The organism is Rudaea sp. 3F27F6, assembly GCF_005503555.1.
Classification (GTDB): Bacteria; Pseudomonadota; Gammaproteobacteria; order Xanthomonadales; family Rhodanobacteraceae; genus Rudaea.
In genome coordinates this window covers 899,474-919,242 of record NZ_SCNG01000001.1, presented here as the reverse complement: position 1 = coordinate 919,242, position 19,769 = coordinate 899,474, and the positions used below count along the sequence as shown (strand labels likewise).

Sequence of the window (19,769 nt, the reverse complement as noted above, 5' to 3'; positions counted from 1 at the left end):
CTCGATTCGTCGAGCCCGCGCCGTTGAGCATCCGCGCGCAAGCCGCGGGTCTTAGGGATTCTTGTCCAGGCGCACAAGAAGAGTGCCCGCGGCGATGTCGTGCCAGCTGCGCTTCTCGCGGTCGACCAGGCACCAGAGAAAGCCGAGGCCGAGTACGGCCAGCGACGCGACGGCGACGACGAAGCGCAGCAGTGCGCGGCGGAATCCGATCGATTCGCCGTCCTCGCCGACGACGCGCAGGCGCCACGGTTTCATGCCGACGGTCTGGCCGCCGCGCATCCACGACACGATGAAGTACGCCGCACTCGCGCCGAGCACGAAAATCTGCACGAGCAGCTTGTAGCCCAAGCGGTGCACGTCGAGCGCACCGCCGGTGATCGCGAGGGCGATGCCGGACGCGAGGAACCACAGCGCGAGCAGCGGCAGGAAATCGTAGACGGCAGCGGTCAGGCGCCATCCGAGGTGGGCGGGGGAGGCGGCTTTGCGTTCGGGAATCGAGTTCATCGGGTATGCTTTTCGGCCGTCGTTCGCGACTTCGCGGGAACGGCGACCATCGGGGTCTGGGCGGATATGCCGCCGCAAAGTCTATCTTCGACGCGAACATGAAGAAATCCGCAAAACAGTCTGCGAACGCCGCGCTGCGGGTCAGCGACCGGCTCGGCGACGACGAACGCATGCTGATCGAGAGCTTTCTCGAGCGCGCGTGGTCGGAGTCGGGGCTCGCCGAAAACTCGCTGGCGAGCTACCGCCGCGATCTCGAAGGTCTCGCACGCTGGTGCGCGAGTGCGGGCGCGAGTCTGCTGGCCTGCACGCGCGAACAGTTGCACCGCTATCTGGCCGAACGCAGCGAGGGCGGCTATTCCTCGCGCAGCAACGCGCGGCTGCTGTCGAGCCTGCGCCATTTCTACCGCATGCAGCAGCGGCTCGGTGCGATCACGGTCGATCCGACCTTGCTGCTCGACACGCCGAAGCTGCCGAGGCCGTTGCCGAAAGCGCTGACCGAAACGCAGGTCGAGGCGCTGATCCGCGCGCCCGACGTCGATGCGCCGCTCGGCCTACGCGACCGCGCGATGTTCGAGGTGTTGTATGCGACCGGGCTGCGCGTGTCCGAACTGGTCAATCTCGCCAGCGACCAGGTCAATCTGCGCCAGGGTGTGCTGCGCGTCACCGGCAAGGGCGGCAAGGACCGTCTCGTGCCGATCGGCGAGGAAGCGCAGGACTGGCTCGAACGCTACTACCGCGACGCGCGGCCGGTGCTGCTGGCCGGCAAGGTGGTCGATGCGGTTTTCGTCACCACGCGCAAGGGCGCGATGACGCGGCAGATGTTCTGGACGATGGTGAAGCAGCATGCGGCCAAGGCCGGCATCGACGGCAAACGCATCTCGCCGCATGTGCTGCGGCATTGTTTCGCTACTCATCTGCTCAATCACGGCGCTGATTTGCGCGCCTTGCAGATGCTGCTCGGCCACAGTTCGCTGTCGACGACGCAGATCTACACCCTGGTCGCGCGCGAAGGCCTCAAGCGTTTGCATGCCGAGCATCACCCGCGCGGTTGACATCGCGCGGCGCGGCCGCAGTTATCCGGGGCGAACGTCCATGTCCGGGCGAAATCGGCCCGATTGCATTGGGCATGCGATAATCGCAAGAATCTGCGGACATTCCCGGTCTTGAGTCGAGCTTGAGTCGAGACCGAACTTTCGCTTTCCGCGCGGGTCGGACATCGTTCGCTTCGCCCGCCCAACCTGACGAGTACCGCCATGTTCAAACAGTTCCTGACCGCCGCCAGTCTCGCGATTCTTGCGTCGGCCGCCCTCGCGCAGACCGGAAATTCGTTTGCCGACGTCACCAGCAGCGGCGCGCCCGCGGCGACGGCGAGTGCGGCGCCTGCTGCGGCCGGCGGTGAAGAAAAGATCGTCCGCGACGCGTTCGCCAAGCTGGCGCCGACCGCGAAAGTGGAGGCGGTGGCGAAGTCCGACCTGCCGGGCTTCTACGAATTGGTCGTCAGCAACGGCCAAGTGGTCTACATCAGCGCGGACGGCAAGTATTTGATCCAGGGCGACGTCTATGACGTGACCCAGAAGGCCAGTCTGACCGGCCGCGCGCAGGCGGCAATCCGCCTCGCCGCGCTGAAGACGCTGCCGCAGAGCAAGCGCCTCGTCTTCGCGCCGGCGAACGCCAAGCACACCGTGACCGTGTTCACCGACGTGGATTGCCCGTACTGCCGTCAGTTCCATAAGCAGATCGCGGCCTACAACCAGGTCGGCATCGCGGTGGAATACGTATTGTTCCCGCTGTCGATCCATCCGGGCGCGGACAAGAAAGCCGAGGCCGTGTGGTGCTCGCAGGACCGCAATGCCGCCTACACCGCGGCGATGAACGGTCAGGATCCCGGCAAGAAGACCTGCGCCAATCCGGTCGCGGAAACCACCGCGCTGGCGACGAAGATCGGCATCGGCGGCACACCGACTATCCTCAACGAGTACGGAGTGCAGGTGAACGGCAACGCGGCGCAGGATCCGAAGCAGTTCCTGGCCGAGCTCGACCGGTTGGCCGCACAGGCGGCGAAAGGCCCGGTCGCGGCGGCGAATTGACGAAATATCCCGCGCTCGCCTTGTGCGGGCGCAGGAAAACCTGCGGCCGGCTCGCAACAAGCCGGTGTTTTCGCGCAAGATGGGCGAAAATCGGGTCCGAATGAGGTAGTTCTCGCGGTGCTTGGCCGCATCCGTTAAAATGCGCGCCCCTTCCGCTTCCTGCCGACGCGCGCCATGTTGGTTTTCGACGGGCAACCCGCCCTCTCGGCGTTCCGCCTCGAGCGTCTCAATCGTGATTTGAACCGCGTATCGCCCGACTTTCGCGTCGGCGCGGCACGCTACGTCTACTTCGTCGACGTCGATCCGGCTGCCACGGTCGATCGGGACGCACTGTGCCGCGTACTGCGCGCAACGAACGCGCCGGCGAAGCCCGCGACGCTTTGGGTCGCGCCGCGTCTCGGCACGTTGTCGCCGTGGTCGACGAAGGCGACCGAGATTCTCGTCGGCTGCGGCTTCGCGGTGAAGCGCGTCGAGCGCGGCATTGCTTTCACGATCGAACAGCCGCCGAAGCCGGGCTCGACGCCGTGGCAGAAATTGGCCGGTGCGCTGCACGATCCGATGACCCAGTCGGTGATCGCGACGCTGGACGAGGCGGCGCAGTTGTTCCGCGCCGGCGCGCCGGCGCCGCTCGAATGCATCGTGCTCGGTGCCGATCCGGCCCTGGCTCTGAACGAAGCGAATGCACGTCTCGGCCTTGCCCTCGCGCCCGACGAGATCGAATACCTGATCGCGCGCTATGCCGAACTCGGCCGCGATCCGACCGACGTCGAGCTGATGATGTTCGCGCAGGCGAACTCCGAGCATTGCCGGCACAAGGTGTTCAACGCGAGTTGGACGATCGACGGCAAAGAGCAGGACAAGTCCTTATTCGCGATGATCAAGAACACGCATCAGGTTGCGCCGGCGCATACGCTGTCGGCGTACAAGGACAATGCGGCGGTGATCGAAGGCAATGCCGCCGCGCGATTCTTCCCGCGCGAAGACGGCCGCTTCGTCGCGAGCAACGAAGCGGTGCCGTACGCGATCAAGGTCGAGACGCACAACCATCCGACCGCGATCGCGCCGTATCCGGGCGCGGCGACCGGTGCGGGCGGCGAGATCCGCGACGAAGGCGCGACCGGCCGCGGCGCCAAGCCGAAGGCCGGCCTGGTCGGCTACGCCACGTCGTATCTGCGCATTCCCGAATGGCCGCGGCCTTGGGAAAAAGAACGTCCGCTGCCACCGCGCATGGCGACCGCATTCGAGATCATGCGCGACGCACCGCTCGGTGCCGCCGCGTTCAACAACGAGTTCGGCCGCCCGTGCCTCGGCGGCTATTTCCGCGCGTTCGAGCAGGAAGGCGCCGATCCGAGCTACCGCCGCGGCTACGACAAGCCGATCATGATCGCCGGCGGTCTCGCCAATATGCGTCTTGCGCATGTGGAGAAAGGCATGCTGCGCGCCGGCGATGCGATCATCGTGCTCGGCGGCCCGGCGATGCTGATCGGTCTCGGCGGCGGCGCGGCGTCGTCGCTTGCCGGCGGCGATTCGTCCGAGGCGCTCGACTTCGCTTCGGTGCAGCGCGACAACGCCGAGATGGAGCGGCGCTGCCAGGAAGTGATCGACCGCTGCTGGGCGCTCGGCGACGCCAATCCGATCGTCAGCGTGCACGACGTCGGCGCGGGCGGCTTGTCGAACGCGATCCCGGAAATCCTCAACGACTCGAACGTCGGCGGACGCATCGAGCTGCGCAAGATTCCTTCCGCCGATCCGTCGCTGTCGCCGATGCAAATCTGGTGCAACGAGTCGCAGGAACGCTACGTGATCGGCCTGCGCGCCGTGGACGTCGCACATTTCGCCGCGTTGTGCGAGCGCGAGCGTTGTCCGTTCGCCGTCGTCGGCGAAGTCACCGCGGAGCGGCAACTTGTTCTCAGCGACGCGGCCGCTGCCGAATCCCGAATCCCGAGTCCCGAATCCCAGCGCTCTCCGATCGACCTGCCGATGGACGTGCTCTTCGGCAAGCCGCCGAAGATGCAGCGCGACAGCAAGCGCAAGGCGGCACGCCTCGACATCGTGCCCGATCTCGACGGCATCGCGCTTGACGATGCCCTGCAGCGCGTACTGCGTTCGCCGACGGTGGGATCGAAATCATTCCTCATCACGATCGGCGATCGTACGGTCGGCGGTCTCTGCGCGCGCGATCAGATGGTCGGCCCATGGCAGGTGCCGGTCGCCGATTGCGCGGTGACCCTGACCGACTTCGACGGCTATGCCGGCGAGGCGATGGCGATGGGCGAGCGCACGCCGGTCGCGCTGCTGTCGGCGCCCGCTTCGGCGCGGCTTGCGGTCGGTGAAGCGATCACGAATATCGCTGCGGTGCCGATCGCCGATATCGGTGAAATCAGATTGTCGGCGAACTGGATGGCCGCGGTCGCCGCACCCGGCGAAGACGCCGCGCTGTTCGATGCGGTGCAGGCGGTCGGCATGGAGCTGTGCCCGGCGCTCGGCATTTCGATTCCGGTTGGCAAGGATTCGCTGTCGATGGCGACGGTGTGGCAACTCGACGGACGCAAACAGAAAACCGTCTCGCCGGTGTCGCTCAACATCACCGCATTCGCGCGCACGACCGACGTGCGCCAGGCGTTGACGCCGCAGTTGCGCACCGACGCGGGCGAAAGCGAGTTGTGGCTGATTGATCTCGGCGCGCGCAAGAATCGCCTTGGCGGCTCGATGCTGGCCCAGGTCTACAACCGCTCCGCGGGCCTGCCGCCCGACGTCGACGATCCGCAGCGCTTGAAGAATTTCTTTGCCGCGATCCAGAAGGCGAACGCGCAGGGCCTGCTGCTTGCTTATCACGATCGCGCCGACGGCGGGGTGCTGATCACCCTGATCGAAATGGCGCTCGCCGGCCACTGTGGCATCGACGTGGAAATGAACGGCTGGGGCGAGTCGATCCTGTCTTCGCTGTTTGCTGAAGAGCTCGGTGCGGTCGTGCAGATCCGCGCGAGCGACCGCAGTGCATTTCTCGCCCTGCTCGCCGAGTACGGGCTCGACAAGCTCGCGAATTTCTGCGGTAACCCGCACAAGCGCAAGCGCGTGAAACTCTGGCTCGGCGGCGAGTCGCTCGCGCGCTGGACCTGGGAAGACTTGATGCGTGGCTGGTCGGAAACGAGCTACCAGATGGCCAAGTTGCGCGACAACCCGCAGAGCGCGCGCGACGAAGACGGCTGGCGCAGCGACGACGGCGATCCGGGCATCACGCCGAAGCTCACGTTCAATCCGGCCGAGGATATTGCCGCGCCGTACATCCACACCGATGCACGGCCGAAGATCGCGATTCTGCGCGACCAGGGCGTCAACGGTCAGGTCGAGATGGCCGCGGCGTTCACGCGCGCGGGCTTCGATGCCTATGACGTGCACATGAGCGATCTGCAGAGCGGCCGACGCAAGCTCGACGACTTCCGCGGCTTCGCCGCCTGCGGCGGTTTCTCGTACGGCGACGTGCTCGGCGCGGGCCGTGGTTGGGCGACGTCGATTCTGTTCAATGCGCAATTGCGCGACCAGTTCGCCGCGTTCTTCGCCGACCAGACCCGGTTTGCGCTCGGCGTGTGCAACGGTTGTCAGATGCTCGCCGCGTTGAAAGAAATCATCCCGGGCGCCGAAGGCTGGCCGAGTTTCGAGCGCAATGCCTCGGAGCAGTACGAAGCGCGCCTGGTCACGCTCGAAGTGGCCGATTCGCCTTCGCTGTTCTTCAAGGGCATGGCCGGATCGCGCATTCCGGTCGCGGTTGCGCACGGCGAAGGCCGTGCCGAATTCGCCAAGGCCGGCGATGCGCGACGTACGACGGTGGCCTTGCGTTACGTCGACAACTACGGTCGCGCGAGCGAAGCCTATCCGCTCAATCCGAACGGTTCGTCGGGCGGCTTGGCCGGCATCACCGCTGCCGATGGCCGCGTGACGGCGCTGATGCCGCATCCCGAGCGCGTGTTCCGCAGCGTGCAGATGTCGTGGGCGCCGCGGGAGTGGGGTGAGGATTCGCCGTGGATGCGCATGTTCCGCAACGCGCGCGTCTGGGCTTGTTGACAGGCCGATGACGATCTCCCCGCTCCGGCGCTTCATGCTGGCCGCCGTCCTCTGGCTGCCGTTCGCGTTCTTTCTCTGGTTCGCGTTCCGCGCGCAGTTCGCCTGGCCGGTGGTACAGATCGCCAAGGCGGTGCTGTTGCATATATGGCCTGGGCTGTTCGTCGACGTCCTCGTCGGTGCGGACGAGATCAACCAGGCGACCGGGCAGCTCGTCGCGCATCATTCCGACTGGCTGCAGGTCAACAGCAATGTTCTTTACAACGCTGTCGCCAACGGGCCGCCGAAGTATGCGTTCTTCGACTACATCATCAATCCGATGATCTACGGTTACAGCCTGCCGTTGTTCGGCGGTTTGGTCATGGCCACGCCTCTGGAAAAATGGCAGCGGCTCGCGCAGATCGGCCTAGGCCTCGTCGTCCTTTTTCTGGTCCAGACGTTCGGCGTGGTCGCCGAGGCGTTCAAGGTGCTCGGTTTGCAATTGCCTGAAGGCACGGCCAAGATGCACGAACTGGGCTATTCGCTGGAGGTGATCGCACTGTGCTATCAGTTCGGTTATCTGATCCTGCCTCCGCTCGTGCCCGCTGTGCTGTGGATTCTGTTAAATCGTCCGTTCATCGAAGAGCTGACACGCCCGGCGGACGGCGTATCCGCGGAACCTAATCGCGAGACCGCGGTCGAAACGCGGCACCAGGGGGAATGAACCGACTATGTCCGCCGTACAACCATTGCCGCAACCGCCATCCATGCAGGATCAGAACGAATCGCTCGACGAGCGCATCTGTGTTTACCTCGTCGGCCGCGGTCGCCTGAAGGAAAACGACCTCGCGCGTGCGCGGCGCCTGCTTGAGGAAAACGGCGAGGGCAATCTCGTCCCGCTGCTGACGCGCCTCGGCCTCGTCTCCGAGCGCGAGATGGGCGATGCGCTGAGCGAAGTGATGGGCCTGCCGCTCGTCACCGCGAAGGAATTTCCGGAGACTCCACCGCAGAACGTGTCGATGTCGATCCGCTTCCTCAAGCAGCATCACATCGTCCCGATCGGCGAAACCGAGGACAAAGTCATCTGGCTCGTCGCCGATCCGGCCGAAGAGTATCCGATCGAAGCGGTGCAGCTCGCGACCGGCAAGGCGGCCGAGATCAAGGTCGGCTTCCGTTCCGAGATCGACGATCTGATCGAGCGCTATTACGGCCAGGGCCGTTCGGCGATGGGTTCGATCGTCGAGAGTCTGTCCGACGATGCGACGCGCAGCGAAGACGACATCGAGCATCTGCGCGATCTCGCTTCCGAAGCGCCGGTCATCCGCCTCGTCAACCTGATCATCCAGCGTGCGGTCGAACAGCGCGCGTCCGACGTGCACATCGAGCCGTTCGAGAGCCGCTTGAAAGTGCGCTACCGCATCGACGGCGTGTTGCTCGAAGCCGAATCGCCGCCGGCGGCGTCGACCGCGGCGGTGATCTCGCGTATCAAGATCATGGCGAAGCTCAACATCGCCGAACGCCGCCTGCCGCAGGACGGCCGCATTCCGCTGCGCGTGCAGGGCAAGGAGCTCGACCTGCGCGTGTCGACCGTGCCGACGAGCTTCGGCGAATCGGTGGTCATGCGTATTCTCGACCGTGAATCGGTCGTGTTCGATTTCCACAAGCTCGGCTTCACCGACCAGTTCCTGTCCAAGTTCCTCAAGGTGCTCGAGCTGCCGCACGGCATCCTGCTCGTCACCGGTCCGACCGGTTCGGGTAAGACGACGACGCTGTACACCGCGCTGTCCAAGCTCAACACGCCCGACGTGAAGATCATCACGGTCGAAGACCCGGTCGAATATCAGATCGAGGGCATCAACCAGATTCAGGCCAAGCCGCAGATCGGTCTCGACTTCAGCCATGCGCTGCGCTCGATCGTGCGTCAGGATCCGGACATCATCATGATCGGCGAAATGCGCGATCTGGAAACCGCGAAGATCGCGATCCAGTCCGCCTTAACGGGTCACTTGGTATTGTCGACCTTGCACACGAACAACGCCGCCGGCGCGGTGACGCGTATGCTCGATATGGGTGTTGAGGACTATCTGCTCACTTCGACCGTGAACGGTGTGCTTGCGCAGCGCCTCGTGCGCCGGCTTGACACCGAGCATGCGCACAAGTACGAAGCGATGCCCGAAGTGGTTGAGGAGTTTGGCCTGCGCCGCTTCCAACCCGAAGGCAAGATCGAGTTGTACAAGCCGATGCCCTCTCCGGTGTCTTCGACGGGCTATCACGGCCGTACGACGATCATGGAATTTCTCGTCATGAGCGAGCCGCTGCGTCGCCTCGTCATGCAACACGCCGACATGGGCAAGCTCGAAGAGCTCGCGCGCACCGAAGGCATGCGCACCATGTACGAAGACGGATTGGTCAAATCGCTGCAAGGACAGACCACGATCGAGGAAGTGCTGCGCGTCACTTCGGAAAGCTGATGGCACTTTACCGCTACAAAGCCGTCACGCCGGCCGGAGAGATCGTCGAAGGCCAGTACGACGTCGCTTCGAACGACGAGGCGATCGCGAAGATTCAGGACGCGGGCAATATTCCGCTCGAAGTGTTCGCTGCGGACGGCGCAGCGGGCGGAGGTGGCCTCGCCGGGCTGTTCAAGCGCGAGGCGATGAACCAGACCCAGGTGCTGCAGTTCACTCAGCAGCTCGCGACCCTGCTCGGTGCTGGCCAACCGCTCGACCGTGCGCTGCAGATTCTGCTTGAGCTGCCGGAAAGCGAGAAGGCCAGACGCGTCGTCGAGCGTATCCGCGATCACGTGCGCAGCGGTGCGCCGCTGTCGGAGGCGCTCGAAGCCGAGCCCGGTGTGTTCACGCGCCTGTATGTGAACATGGTGCGCGCGGGCGAGGTCGGTGGTTCGCTCGATTCGACGCTGACGCGCCTTGCTGATTACCTCGAGCGCGCGAAGTCGCTGAAGGAAAGCGTGGTCAACGCGTTGATCTATCCGGCGATCCTCGTCGTGATGGTGTTCGCTGCGCTGTTCGTTCTGCTTACTGTCGTGGTGCCGCAGTTCCTGCCGATGTTCCGCGACATGAACGTCGAGCTGCCGCTGATCACGAAGGGCACGCTGTTCGTTGGTACGCTGCTACAGAACTGGTGGTGGCTGATGATCATTGCGGCTGTCTCCGGCATCGTGTGGATGCGCAATCGCCTCGCCGATCCGGAAAAGAAGCTCGCCTGGGATACGCGCGTGCTCGGCCTGCGCGTGGTCGGGCCACTGGTCGGCAAGCTCGAAACGGCGCGCTTGTCGCGCACGCTGGGAACTTTGCTCAAGAATGGTGTTCCATTGCTCACGGCCTTGTCGATCGCGCGCAACGTGCTCGGCAATTCGGCACTCGCCGAGTCGATCGACAAGGCGACCGAGGACGTGAAGACCGGCGGTGGCTTGGCTCATGCCCTGGCACAGAGCAAGCGCTTCCCGAAACTTGCGACGCAGATGATTTCGGTCGGCGAGGAATCCGGTGAGCTCGACGGAATGATGATGAAGATCGCGGATACGTTCGACATCGACGCGAAGAATACGGTCGATCGCATGCTCGCCGCGCTGGTTCCCCTGTTGACGGTGGTGATGACCGGCATGGTGGCGATCATTATGATGGCGATCCTGCTGCCGATCTTGAGTTTGAGCAGTTCCATTCAATGAGAAATGGCCATGAATAAGTATAATTTTTCGCAGTCCGGTACGGCCGGCATGCGTCGCAATATGCCCGCGAACATGCTGCGCAGCGCGGGCTTCACCCTGATCGAAATGATCGCCGTGCTCGTCCTGATCGGCATCGTCATGGGCGTGGTCGCGAACCGCGTCGGTGACAGCATCAATCGCGGCAAGGTGAATGCGGGCATTGCGCAGATGCGTTCGCTGTCGACGAAGATCGAAAACTACGCGCTCGACAACGGCGGCCCCCCGGCCAGCCTCAACGACCTGATTTCGCGGCCGAGCAGCGCGGCGAATTGGAATGGCCCATACGCCACCGAGTCCGCGCTCAAGGATCCGTTCGGTCATCCGTTCGATTACCGGATGCCGGGCAATGACGGGCGCGATTTCGACCTGGTCTTCCTCGGCAAGGACGGCAAGGCCGGCGGCGACGGACTGGACCGCGACGTGGGTAGCTGGCAGTAACCTGCGCCGGTCGGGCCGTGCCGCGCTACTCCGATGACAACCTGCGTGCGCAAATCGCGTGGCTTCAGCCTGATCGAAATCATCACGGTGGTGTTCCTGATCGCCTTGGCGATCGGCGCCGTGTCGATTTCGTTCTCGAAGAGCATGAGCGGCGCGAAGGTGCAGGCGGCGACGCGCGATCTCGTTGCCGCACTGCGCTACACGCGCGGGCAAGCGATCGTCAAAGGCAAGGAAACCACGTTCAATCTTGATCTTGGCGGCAACAGTTACCAGGCGCCGGGCAAGCCCACGGTGCAGTTGCCCAAGAACATGCGCCTGACGTTGTATACGGCCGACCAGGAAATCACCAGCGAGACCTCAGGGCGCATTCGCTTCTTCGCCGATGGCGCTTCGACTGGTGGCCACATTTCCGTGCTCATGGAGCGCGTGGAGTGGCGCATCAACGTCGACTGGCTGACCGGCGCGATAACGCGCGAGGAGCTGAACCGATGAGAGCTGGATTTCCCACCGCGGCAGCGCGGCATCAGGGTGGCTTTACCCTGGTTGAGCTGATTGCCGCCTTCGTCATCTTCGCCCTAGGCTTCGGTGTGCTGCTGCAGATACTGGGCGACTCCGTGCGCACCGCGAAGCAGGCAAAGGAGGCGACGCAGGCAGCGCTCTACGCGCAATCTCTGCTCGACGTGCAGGGCATCGGCCAACCGCTCAAGGAAGGCGGCAGTAGCGGCGATTTCGACGATACCTATCACTGGCAGCTCGCCGTGGTGCGATACCAGCCGCAGACCACTGCCGGTTCGACGTTGGCGCCGGCCATGGCGACGCCCGGGCAGCCTGAGCTTTACCAAATCGAGTTGGTGGTGAGCTGGGGCAATCAATATCTGCAGCATCACGCGCGTTTCGTCACCTTGCGTTCGATGGCGCCGGCGCGACCGGGCGGTCAGGCGCAGCCCGGGCTGCCGGCAGGGTTCGGCTGAGTATGCGCGCGTCTTTGCGCCAATGCGGATTCAGCCTGCTTGAGGTGATGCTGGCGATCCTGCTGCTCGGTCTTTTGATTGCTGGCGCGTACAGCGGCATTACCGCGGCCCGACACAGCATGAAGTCGGGTGAGGCTTTGATCGAGCGTGTCGACAAAGTGCGCACCGTGCAGGAATTCCTGCGCCGTCAGGTTTCGCGCATCCTACCTTTCCCGTATGCGCAGGAAGGCACGAAGGTCGAGATATTCCAGGGCAACGGCAAGTTTATGCGCTTCGTCGCACCGATGCCCGGCTATCTTTCGCGTGGCGGCGCTTATGTACAAACCCTGGAGTTGACCTCCGGCAATGATGGAATGCAGCTTGTGTTCACGAGCACACTGCTGAACGGTTTCAGCAAGGACAAAGGCAAAGCCAGCGAGGAGTCGACGGTGGTTCTGCTCGACCGCATCGAGGAAGGCACATTTCGCTATCGCGGCCTGAACCAGCAGGGTGACCTGATGAATTGGGGCGAGAGCTGGAAGGATCCGAGCACGACACCCTTGCTGGTCAGTTTGGATTTGCGCCTGATGAACGGTGCGCAGGTGCAATGGCCGGAAATGACGATCCCGCTGATGATGGATGTCGGCGCACGCCGCTCCGGTCCGGTAGGGTTGAGCCGATGAAGCGCCTGCGCCCGATGCGCCGCCAGGGCGGCGTTGCACTGATTCTCGTCATGTGGGTCGTCGCACTGATGGCGGTGCTGCTCGGCAGTTTCGCGCTGATTGCGCGCACCGAAAATCTCGAGTCGCGGCATATGTTCGATACGACGGCGGCGCGCTACGACGCGATCGCCGGCGTAGAACTTGCCTTGTTCCAGTTGCGAAATCCCGACCCTCTGCAACGCTGGGTCGCCGACGGCCGGCCCTACGAGTTTCCGTACGAGGGAGCGATCGTGCATGTGGAAGTCACGAACGAGTCGGGCAAGATCGACCTCAATGTTGCTGACAGCCCTACCTTGATGGCTCTGTTCCAATCCGTCGGAGTGGATCTTGGTGCGGCCGAAGCCTTGTCCGATGCAATCCAGGATTGGCGCGACGCGGACAGCCAGGTGCGCCCGCACGGCGCAGAGGCGCCGCAATATGCCGCCGCAGGGCTCGACTACGGTCCGACCAACCTGCCGTTTCAGACCGTGTCCGAGGTCCAGCAGGTACTCGGCATGACCTACGATCTGTTCAAGAAGATCGAGCCGGCAATCACGGTGTATTCCGGTACGCGCACACCCAATCCCGCTTTCGCGCCGTACGAGGCGCTGATGGCAATTCCAGGTATGACTCCGCAGCTCGCTCAGCAAATCATTGCCGCGAGACAGGCGGCTCCGCCTGGAACGACAGGCGCGATCCAAGGCTTGACACTGCCCGGCGGCGGTGGGGTCATGGCCTCGGGTGGAGGTCTCACGTATAGTATCAAGTCCAAGGCCACCCTCCAGAACGGTGTCAACATCATGTTCGACACCACCATTCGCATAGGCGGGGTAAGTTCGTCGGGGAGGCCGTACACGATATTGCGTTGGCGCGACGGGGAAGCCTCGTAGCGCAGGTCGTGTCGGCAAAGGGGCGGTTTTGCGCTGCGGCCATCGCGCCCGGCTTCGTTGTTTTTCATTATGTTTTGAGAACTTATCCTTTCCGGCGCAGTCTTTAAGCCGCGTGTTGCGTTGCGAACAAGAAGAAACCAATACAACTTTTTGACGTGCCGATGTTTTATCAATGAGTGCAATCTCCGCCATCAATATTCAGCTTGCACGCTTGCGCGTGCGCTACGCGAACAGCGGTGTTCCGAAGTTCTTGGCGTGGTGGGCGCGCGAGCTGAAAGAGCTGTTGCCACAGCGCTGGCGTGGGCTCTTTGCCGACGGCGCGCAAGAGCTACTCGTCGATGCGAGCGCGGGCGAGATCGGCGTATGGCGACAGTCGGGTGGGCGCTCCGCCGAATACGGTCGTATCCTCCGCGATCAGGCTCCGGAAGATCAGCGCAATGAGTTTTCCCGGTTGCGCGATCGCATCGATGATCCCAACTTGCGTGTGTTCTACTGCATACCGGCGCGACGCGCTTTGCGCCGAGAGCTAAATCTGCCGGCCGCAGCCGAAGATAAATTGCGTCAAGTGCTCGCGTTCGAAATGGATCGGCAGACGCCGTTCAAAGCCGATCAGGTGTACTTCGATTGCCGTGTCGTACAGCGGGATGTTGCCGCTAAGAGTCTCAAGATCGATTTGTACGTCGTGCCGCGCGGCCAGCTCGATCAGGAGTTGGCTGCGTTGTCGGGGTTGGGCATTGCCCTCGACGGTGTCGATTGCTGGCGCGATGCGCCCGGCAGCGGCCGCGCAGGTCTGAACCTGTTGCCCCAGGAACGCCGTGTCAAGCGCGTGAACCAGCGTTTGCGTCTCAATCTGGCGCTTGGCGCGGGAGCTGCAGTGCTGTTCGTGGTGGCCGGAATGCTGTTCCTGAGCAATCGGCAGACGGCACTCGATGCGATGAGCGCCGAAGTCGAAAAAGCCAAGGCCGACGCGAAGCAGACTGCGGTTTTGGCAAAAAAGCTCAAAGACAATACGACCTCTGCCAGTTATCTGTATCGAGTCAAGCGCGATACGACGCCCATGACGGCGATGCTCGCCGACCTGACCAAGCGCCTGCCCGACAATACGTTCCTCGAACGTCTGACGGTTGATGAAAAGGGCAAGGTGGAAGTGCAAGGCCAGAGTGGCAATGCGAACAAGCTGATTGAAGACCTGCAGAAATCTGAAGTGCTCGAAAACGCGGCTTTCATCGGTACGGTGCAGCCGGATGCGCGTACGAAGAAGGATCGTTTCACCATGAACTTCCAGCTGCATAAGCGAGCTGACGCGCAGGCCACGGACAAAGACAAGAAACCGAACGGCAAGGCCGGCAAGCAACCTGCGGAGGCCGCCGATGCGCCTGCTGCCTGAGTCTGCCCGCAGTCAGCGAGTTTTCGCGATTGGGCTGTTGCTGATCGCGTTGCTGCTCGCTTATTTGTTGCTAGTCCACTGGTGGCTGGTATCGCCGTATTTGGAGATGCGCGACCAGTATTACGATCTGCGAGACCAACAGTATCACTTCGCCGAGCTGATCCAGAGCAAGCCGCAGATCGAAAAGCAGCTCAAGGAGGTCGCCGGCCTCGAGCAGCAGAATCAGGCATTTCTCAACGACGCGGATGCGGCGAGCGCATTCTCGGATTTGTCCGAGCGATTGAAGCGTGCGGTGGAGGAAAATCACGACCCGAACGCGCGTTGTATCGTCAACGGCATTTCGCCTGCAGGCAACCCCGCGCCTGAGGTATATCTGCGTGTCTCGGCCAACGTCAACTTGAGCTGCCAGGCGGAAACGTTTGCCAAAGTGCTCTATTCGCTCGAGACGAGCAATCCTTATTTGTTCGTGGATCGGCTCGTGATGTATCGCCAGCAAGCCATGTTCACCCCCGGGGGTAAAGCTCCGCCAGGGGCGACTTTGGTCAATGCCCAGTTCAATTTGTCCGGCTTTCTGCGTCAGCCCGGCGGTCAGCAGCCCGGCAACGCGAAGGGGGTCAAATGAATCTGCGAGTCTCCCGCGGCCTGACTCTGGTTCTGGCCGGTATTTGTGCGCTATTCCTTCTGCTGGTCGTGCTGTTCTGGTTCGGTGTGGGGCGGGGCTACAGTTGGTGGACACTCGATCCGACTGACGATGCCGCAGGCAAGAAGAAACTGGTCAATGCGCAGTACAAACTCGGGTCCTGGGACAATTTCGCTGAGGTCAACGCGCGGCCTCTGTTTAACGAGGACCGCAGGCCGACTCCGCCGATGCCGCCTGAACAGCAGGCTGACGTAAAACCGATTCCGAAGCTCGACGTGGTCCTTGCCGGCGTCATCATCACTTCAAAGGTGCGCCTTGCGATGATCAAGGAAAAGGGCAAGGAGAAGTCGACGACGGTCAAGGAGGGCGGTGCGATGCCGGGCGAGCTCGGCGCATGGAGCTTGGCCGAGGTCAAGCCGCGCAGTGCGGTGTTCAAGAATTCGATCGGAGAGAGTGCTACCGTGGAACTCATCGCCGTCGCCAACAGTCAGAAGCCCACACCGCCGCCGCCGCCGCGTGTGGCGCCCCCCCCGCCACCCGCACCGGGGCAAGCGCCGCAGCCGCAGATTCTGCCAGCACCGGCACAACCGTTGCCTCCGGATGCCGCTGCGGCCGCCGATTTGCAACAGCGTATCGATGCCCGCCGTCAGCAGATTCGCGAACAACAGCAACAGCAGCAGCAATTACAGCAGCAGGTGCCGCCGCAGGAAGCGCCATCACCGATGCCGCAGCCGTTGCCGCAGCAACAATAATTCGAGATTGAGTTTGAAGAGGTATGAAGCAATGTCTATGAAAGCCCTATTTTTAAGTCTGTGCGTCGCGCTTGCCCTATTGGCGGGTTGCGGTCGGTCCAAGCCGGAGTCTTCCAAGTCGACTGCGGTCGATGCGCTCGCTGCCGACGACGCGGCGAACTCCACTCCGCCCGATGCTTCACAGCAAGCGTCTTCGCCGCAGGCGCAATCCAATTTGACGCCGGCTGCGACGGCTTCTCCGCAAGATTCGGCAACGCCTCATATTCCAGCAAAGGACGAAGCGTCCTTCGGGCCCGGTCCGAACCAGGATGCAAACCAGTCGACGATGACCGAAGCGGAGCGCGAGGCATATTGGCTGGAGTTAAAAAAGAAGCGCGAAAGCAAAGCCAAAGCAGAGCAGGCTCAGAACGGGGCCGCCAAATCGCAGTCGAATTGATGCCGCCGCGGAAGCGCCGGCTATTTGGAGTGTGCACGTGACCCTACGTCCAGTTGTTGTCGTCCTGTTTCTCGCTCAAGTGCTGCTTGCCGGCTGTGCGAACCTGCCTGGCATGAAGCAGGATGCCGTCACTGCAGAGTTGAGCACCGACAAGCCCCCGCCTTTGCCTCCGCCTTATCATGCGCCGGACGAATCGAAGCCAATCACGATCAAGAACGGGGCGGGCAGCAAGCCGCGCACCGATTCCAAGTTGACCCCGGGCACTGGGCAGTTGATCAACTACGGGGCGGCGGATGCTCCGCCGCCCAAGGCCGCGTCGGCAGGTTCGGGCGAAATCACGTTTAACTTCGAGAATCTACCGATCCAGGCGGTGGTGCAGAACATACTCGGTGGACTGCTGAACGAGAACTACACGGTTTCTCCGGCCGTCACCGGCAACGTCACGTTCTCCAGCTCGAAGCCGGTTGCGATCGATCAGGCGATGCCTATCCTCGAGATGCTGCTGGCTTGGACGAACAATGCGCTTGTGCGCAAGCAGGGTCGCTACGAAGTCGTGCCGGTCAAGGATGCTATCGCCGGCAGCCTGAGTCCGCGCCTGTATTCGGTGAAATCGGTGCCTGGCTATCAGGTGCGCGTGTTCCCGCTGAAATACATCTCACCGAAGGAGATGGAGAAGCTGCTCAAGCCTTACGCGAAGCCAGATGCGATCGTTTCGGCCGACAACGCGCGCGCGATGATCGTGATGGCCGGTACCGCCTTCGAACTGCAGAACTATGAGCACACGATCAACATCTTCGACGTCGACTGGCTCAAAGGCATGTCGGTCGGTGTGGTCGGCTTGCGCAATATGGAAGTCGGCAAGCTGATGCCTGAGCTCGATAAGATGTTCGGTGAGAAGGCGGATACCCCGTTGGCAGGGATGTTCCGCTTCATCCCGATGGAGGCCACTAATTCCGTGGTCGTCATCACGCCGCAGCCGGACTACCTCCGGCGCGCGCAGGAGTGGATATATCGCCTCGACCTTGGCGTCGGCGAGAACGGTACGCAGCTTTACGTCTACGACGTGAAGAACGTCAAGGCAGTGGATTTGTCTGATCACTTGAATGCAATTTTCACCGGCAAGAGCAGCGGATCCTCGAAGAGCAATTCGGGCAATACGGCTCCCGGCCTTCGTGGTAGTTCGATCGGTGGTTCGCTCGGTAGCGGTATCGGCAGCGGTGCGATGAGTATCAACAATCAGCAGCGCCCCGCAACGCCGAATCTGACCACGACAGGCACTGGCGGAGCGCTTGCCGGCGGCGGCAACAAGGATACCGATATCCGCATTACCGCAATTGAAGAGAATAATCAGTTGCTAATCATGGCGACGCCGGGGGAGTACGACTCGATATTGGCCGCGATTCACCGCCTCGACGTATCGCCCTTGCAGGTGCAGATCGAAGCAAAAGTCCTGGAAGTAAAATTGACGGGCGCGCTCAATTTTGGGGTGCAGTGGTGGTTCACCGGCCTCATCAATCAACCGGGCGGTTCGGGAGACACCGGAGTACGGTACGGTACGAGCACTACGGTCGATCCTACTACTGGGCGCGTTCTGAATTTCTCGGGCAATCCTAACGATCGCCATCGTGCCATGATGGGCGGAGGTGGCAGCGCGCAGCCCCCCAATCCGAATACGGGTGGGTTGTTCTATTCCTTTCTGAACAAGAATTTTGAGGTGGCGATCAATGCGCTGCAGACGGACGGAACGGCCAAGACGCTCTCCGCTCCATCCATGGTCGTGTTGAATAACCAACAAGCGAGCATTACGGTTGGCGACCAGATTCCGATTGTGACCACATCCATCGTCGGCTACGGTACTGGGACGGTCTCAAATGGAACGAACAACCTCGGAAGCAATACCGGCATCGGCTCCACGTCGTACATCAGCACAGGTACTACGCTGCAGATCACTCCGCGAGTGAACCCCGGTGGTTTGGTTTACATGGACGTAGCCCAAGAGATCACTACTCCAGGTTCCAGCACTGCAGCGAATCCGAATCCGCCAATCAGTCAGCGCAATCTGAACACTCAGGTTGCGGTGCAGAGTGGGCAAACCGTTCTGCTCGGTGGTTTGATCCGCGAAGACAATGTCGTCTCGAATACCGGTGTCCCGTTTCTCAGTAGCGTTCCTGTCCTGGGGAATTTGTTCAAGAGCTCGCAGAATTCCCGGACTCGCACTGAGATCATCGTACTGATTACTCCGCGGGTCATTTATAACACCGAGGATGCGCAGACAATTACTCAGGAGTACCAGGACAAATTCGAATCCCTTGCCCCTATCCGCGCCAAAATGAAGGCTAAGAAAGCGCAATCGGAGGGAGCTGTCCCCAATGATGGGCAGGGGGCGGTCACCACACCGCTTCCGCAGGACGCGCCGGCTGCAACACCGACGCCCACTCAAAAACCGAATCTGTGATGATCGCTATGAAGAATGTCCGTAACATCCTCCTCGCCTGTGGCATCGGCCTGTCGCTGTTCGCCATTGCCGGCTGCAGCAAAAAAGATCCGGCGGATCTCGTTCGTGAACGAGCACTTGAGCGCTGGGATTTGCTCGCGGGAAGGCATGCGATCAAGGCCTACGACTATCTGAGCCCGGGGTATCGCACCACCCATACCCTAGAGCAGTATGTAGCTTTCATCGCGACAGCGCGGCTGCAATGGAAATCGGCGAAGATCGAATCGGTGCAATGCGATGAAGATGCTTGCACGGCACATCTGATCGTGACATCGGCAATTCCCGGATCTCTACTAAGGGTACCCAAGGACATCGAGCACTCTGGTCCCGTCACCGAGAGATGGGTGCGCAGCGACGGGCAGTGGTATTTCCTGCCCGATTCGCAGATCAAGGCCGAAAGTCTCAGTGAGCAAGTGAAGGCGGAGGTCGGGCAACCTTCGGTGCCGGCGGCGGAAGCGCCCGCGTCGACGCAACCTGGGCCCGAGACCAATCCGGAAAAAGCCAAGCAAAACAATTAATTCCCTCTGATTTGTTCAATTGCTCCGCCCCTTGGAATTACAGCAATTGAAGGTGTGATAACCCGCGTCAAAATTTGACAACGGCTGTTGCGTTGCCTTTTCGATTGTCGTAAGCTAAGGTTGCTGTTGCTTGGACTCGTCGAAACTTTAGCTGTCATGGCTAGAGTACGAATGGGCGGGCCGGCAAATAACATTAAGCCCTGTGAC

Annotated in this window: 18 protein-coding genes; 17 read left to right on the top strand and 1 reads right to left on the bottom strand. The window is 62.0% G+C overall.

Translation table 11 applies throughout. The features are described 5' to 3' along the window. Nucleotides 1-51: 51 nt before the first annotated feature. The gene (locus FFS30_RS03895; protein ID WP_137911783.1) at nucleotides 52-504 is read right to left on the bottom strand and encodes an RDD family protein; all 453 of its coding nucleotides are present in this window, start codon (nucleotides 502-504) and stop codon (nucleotides 52-54) included. A gap of 170 nt (nucleotides 505-674) precedes the next feature. Between FFS30_RS03895 and xerD the strand changes: the two genes are divergently transcribed. The 17 genes from xerD (at nucleotide 675) to FFS30_RS03810 (ending at nucleotide 19,562) form a co-directional block, all read left to right on the top strand. Next, entirely contained in the window at nucleotides 675-1,556 is an 882-nt protein-coding gene (xerD, locus tag FFS30_RS03890; protein ID WP_249352277.1) for a site-specific tyrosine recombinase XerD, read from the top strand. A 201-nt stretch (nucleotides 1,557-1,757) separates the two neighbouring features. Next, complete coding sequence (locus FFS30_RS03885; RefSeq protein WP_137911781.1) at nucleotides 1,758-2,591, top strand: DsbC family protein; 834 nt, start codon at nucleotides 1,758-1,760, stop codon at nucleotides 2,589-2,591. Between the two features lie 174 nt (nucleotides 2,592-2,765). Then, a complete protein-coding gene (gene purL, locus FFS30_RS03880) occupies nucleotides 2,766-6,653 on the top strand; it encodes a phosphoribosylformylglycinamidine synthase (protein WP_137911780.1) in 3,888 nt (1,295 codons plus the stop codon). A gap of 7 nt (nucleotides 6,654-6,660) precedes the next feature. Then, on the top strand, nucleotides 6,661-7,353 hold the full coding sequence (locus tag FFS30_RS03875) for an exosortase H-associated membrane protein (RefSeq protein WP_137911779.1): 693 nt from the start codon (nucleotides 6,661-6,663) through the stop codon (nucleotides 7,351-7,353). 43 nt (nucleotides 7,354-7,396) lie between these two features. Beyond that, nucleotides 7,397-9,100: a type II secretion system ATPase GspE gene (gene gspE / locus FFS30_RS03870; protein ID WP_137912567.1), complete on the top strand. Its 1,704-nt coding sequence runs from the start codon at nucleotides 7,397-7,399 to the stop codon at nucleotides 9,098-9,100. After that, on the top strand, nucleotides 9,100-10,317 hold the full coding sequence (gspF, locus tag FFS30_RS03865) for a type II secretion system inner membrane protein GspF (protein ID WP_137911778.1): 1,218 nt from the start codon (nucleotides 9,100-9,102) through the stop codon (nucleotides 10,315-10,317). Before gspE ends, gspF begins: the two co-directional genes overlap by 1 nt. Before the next feature lie 48 nt (nucleotides 10,318-10,365). Then, nucleotides 10,366-10,794, top strand: coding sequence for a type II secretion system major pseudopilin GspG (gspG, locus tag FFS30_RS03860; RefSeq protein WP_137912566.1), 429 nt, complete (start codon nucleotides 10,366-10,368; stop codon nucleotides 10,792-10,794). A gap of 45 nt (nucleotides 10,795-10,839) precedes the next feature. Beyond that, on the top strand, nucleotides 10,840-11,286 hold the full coding sequence (locus FFS30_RS03855; protein ID WP_249352155.1) for a GspH/FimT family pseudopilin: 447 nt from the start codon (nucleotides 10,840-10,842) through the stop codon (nucleotides 11,284-11,286). After that, nucleotides 11,283-11,765, top strand: a complete 483-nt coding sequence (locus FFS30_RS03850; RefSeq protein ID WP_137911776.1) for a type II secretion system protein — start codon at nucleotides 11,283-11,285, stop codon at nucleotides 11,763-11,765. The genes FFS30_RS03855 and FFS30_RS03850 overlap by 4 nt, the downstream gene beginning before the upstream one ends. A 2-nt stretch (nucleotides 11,766-11,767) precedes the next feature. Then, a complete protein-coding gene (locus FFS30_RS03845) occupies nucleotides 11,768-12,427 on the top strand; it encodes a prepilin-type N-terminal cleavage/methylation domain-containing protein (protein WP_137911775.1) in 660 nt (219 codons plus the stop codon). Then, nucleotides 12,424-13,335 carry a general secretion pathway protein GspK gene (locus FFS30_RS03840; RefSeq protein ID WP_171014397.1) on the top strand — a complete coding sequence of 304 codons (912 nt, stop codon included), beginning with the start codon at nucleotides 12,424-12,426 and terminating at the stop codon, nucleotides 13,333-13,335. The genes FFS30_RS03845 and FFS30_RS03840 overlap by 4 nt, the downstream gene beginning before the upstream one ends. 172 nt (nucleotides 13,336-13,507) lie before the next feature. Beyond that, complete coding sequence (locus tag FFS30_RS03835) at nucleotides 13,508-14,722, top strand: PilN domain-containing protein (protein ID WP_137911773.1); 1,215 nt, start codon at nucleotides 13,508-13,510, stop codon at nucleotides 14,720-14,722. Next, nucleotides 14,706-15,344 carry a type II secretion system protein GspM gene (gene gspM, locus FFS30_RS03830; protein WP_137911772.1) on the top strand — a complete coding sequence of 213 codons (639 nt, stop codon included), beginning with the start codon at nucleotides 14,706-14,708 and terminating at the stop codon, nucleotides 15,342-15,344. The genes FFS30_RS03835 and gspM overlap by 17 nt, the downstream gene beginning before the upstream one ends. Further along, nucleotides 15,341-16,114 carry a hypothetical protein gene (locus tag FFS30_RS03825; RefSeq protein ID WP_137911771.1) on the top strand — a complete coding sequence of 258 codons (774 nt, stop codon included), beginning with the start codon at nucleotides 15,341-15,343 and terminating at the stop codon, nucleotides 16,112-16,114. The genes gspM and FFS30_RS03825 overlap by 4 nt, the downstream gene beginning before the upstream one ends. Before the next feature lie 31 nt (nucleotides 16,115-16,145). Then, nucleotides 16,146-16,550, top strand: coding sequence for a hypothetical protein (locus FFS30_RS03820; RefSeq protein WP_137911770.1), 405 nt, complete (start codon nucleotides 16,146-16,148; stop codon nucleotides 16,548-16,550). Nucleotides 16,551-16,587: 37 nt separating this feature from the next. After that, nucleotides 16,588-19,005, top strand: coding sequence for a type II secretion system secretin GspD (gene gspD, locus FFS30_RS03815; protein WP_249352153.1), 2,418 nt, complete (start codon nucleotides 16,588-16,590; stop codon nucleotides 19,003-19,005). After that, the gene (locus FFS30_RS03810; RefSeq protein ID WP_137911769.1) at nucleotides 19,005-19,562 is read left to right on the top strand and encodes a hypothetical protein; all 558 of its coding nucleotides are present in this window, start codon (nucleotides 19,005-19,007) and stop codon (nucleotides 19,560-19,562) included. The genes gspD and FFS30_RS03810 overlap by 1 nt, the downstream gene beginning before the upstream one ends. Nucleotides 19,563-19,769: the final 207 nt, after the last annotated feature.

Excerpts from the sequence above, each read along its gene's own strand:
- FFS30_RS03840 (WP_171014397.1), top strand. The coding sequence starts at position 12,424 with ATGAAGCGCCTGCGCCCGATGCGCCGCCAGGGCGGCGTTGCACTGATT.
- FFS30_RS03895 (WP_137911783.1), bottom strand. The coding sequence starts at position 504 with ATGAACTCGATTCCCGAACGCAAAGCCGCCTCCCCCGCCCACCTCGGA.
- purL (WP_137911780.1), top strand. The coding sequence starts at position 2,766 with ATGTTGGTTTTCGACGGGCAACCCGCCCTCTCGGCGTTCCGCCTCGAG.
- FFS30_RS03885 (WP_137911781.1), top strand. The coding sequence starts at position 1,758 with ATGTTCAAACAGTTCCTGACCGCCGCCAGTCTCGCGATTCTTGCGTCG.
- gspG (WP_137912566.1), top strand. The coding sequence starts at position 10,366 with ATGCGTCGCAATATGCCCGCGAACATGCTGCGCAGCGCGGGCTTCACC.
- FFS30_RS03825 (WP_137911771.1), top strand. The coding sequence starts at position 15,341 with ATGAATCTGCGAGTCTCCCGCGGCCTGACTCTGGTTCTGGCCGGTATT.
- FFS30_RS03820 (WP_137911770.1), top strand. The coding sequence starts at position 16,146 with ATGTCTATGAAAGCCCTATTTTTAAGTCTGTGCGTCGCGCTTGCCCTA.
- xerD (WP_249352277.1), top strand. The coding sequence starts at position 675 with ATGCTGATCGAGAGCTTTCTCGAGCGCGCGTGGTCGGAGTCGGGGCTC.
- FFS30_RS03875 (WP_137911779.1), top strand. The coding sequence starts at position 6,661 with ATGACGATCTCCCCGCTCCGGCGCTTCATGCTGGCCGCCGTCCTCTGG.
- FFS30_RS03850 (WP_137911776.1), top strand. The coding sequence starts at position 11,283 with ATGAGAGCTGGATTTCCCACCGCGGCAGCGCGGCATCAGGGTGGCTTT.
- FFS30_RS03835 (WP_137911773.1), top strand. The coding sequence starts at position 13,508 with ATGAGTGCAATCTCCGCCATCAATATTCAGCTTGCACGCTTGCGCGTG.
- FFS30_RS03810 (WP_137911769.1), top strand. The coding sequence starts at position 19,005 with ATGATCGCTATGAAGAATGTCCGTAACATCCTCCTCGCCTGTGGCATC.
- gspM (WP_137911772.1), top strand. The coding sequence starts at position 14,706 with ATGCGCCTGCTGCCTGAGTCTGCCCGCAGTCAGCGAGTTTTCGCGATT.
- gspF (WP_137911778.1), top strand. The coding sequence starts at position 9,100 with ATGGCACTTTACCGCTACAAAGCCGTCACGCCGGCCGGAGAGATCGTC.
- FFS30_RS03845 (WP_137911775.1), top strand. The coding sequence starts at position 11,768 with ATGCGCGCGTCTTTGCGCCAATGCGGATTCAGCCTGCTTGAGGTGATG.
- gspE (WP_137912567.1), top strand. The coding sequence starts at position 7,397 with ATGCAGGATCAGAACGAATCGCTCGACGAGCGCATCTGTGTTTACCTC.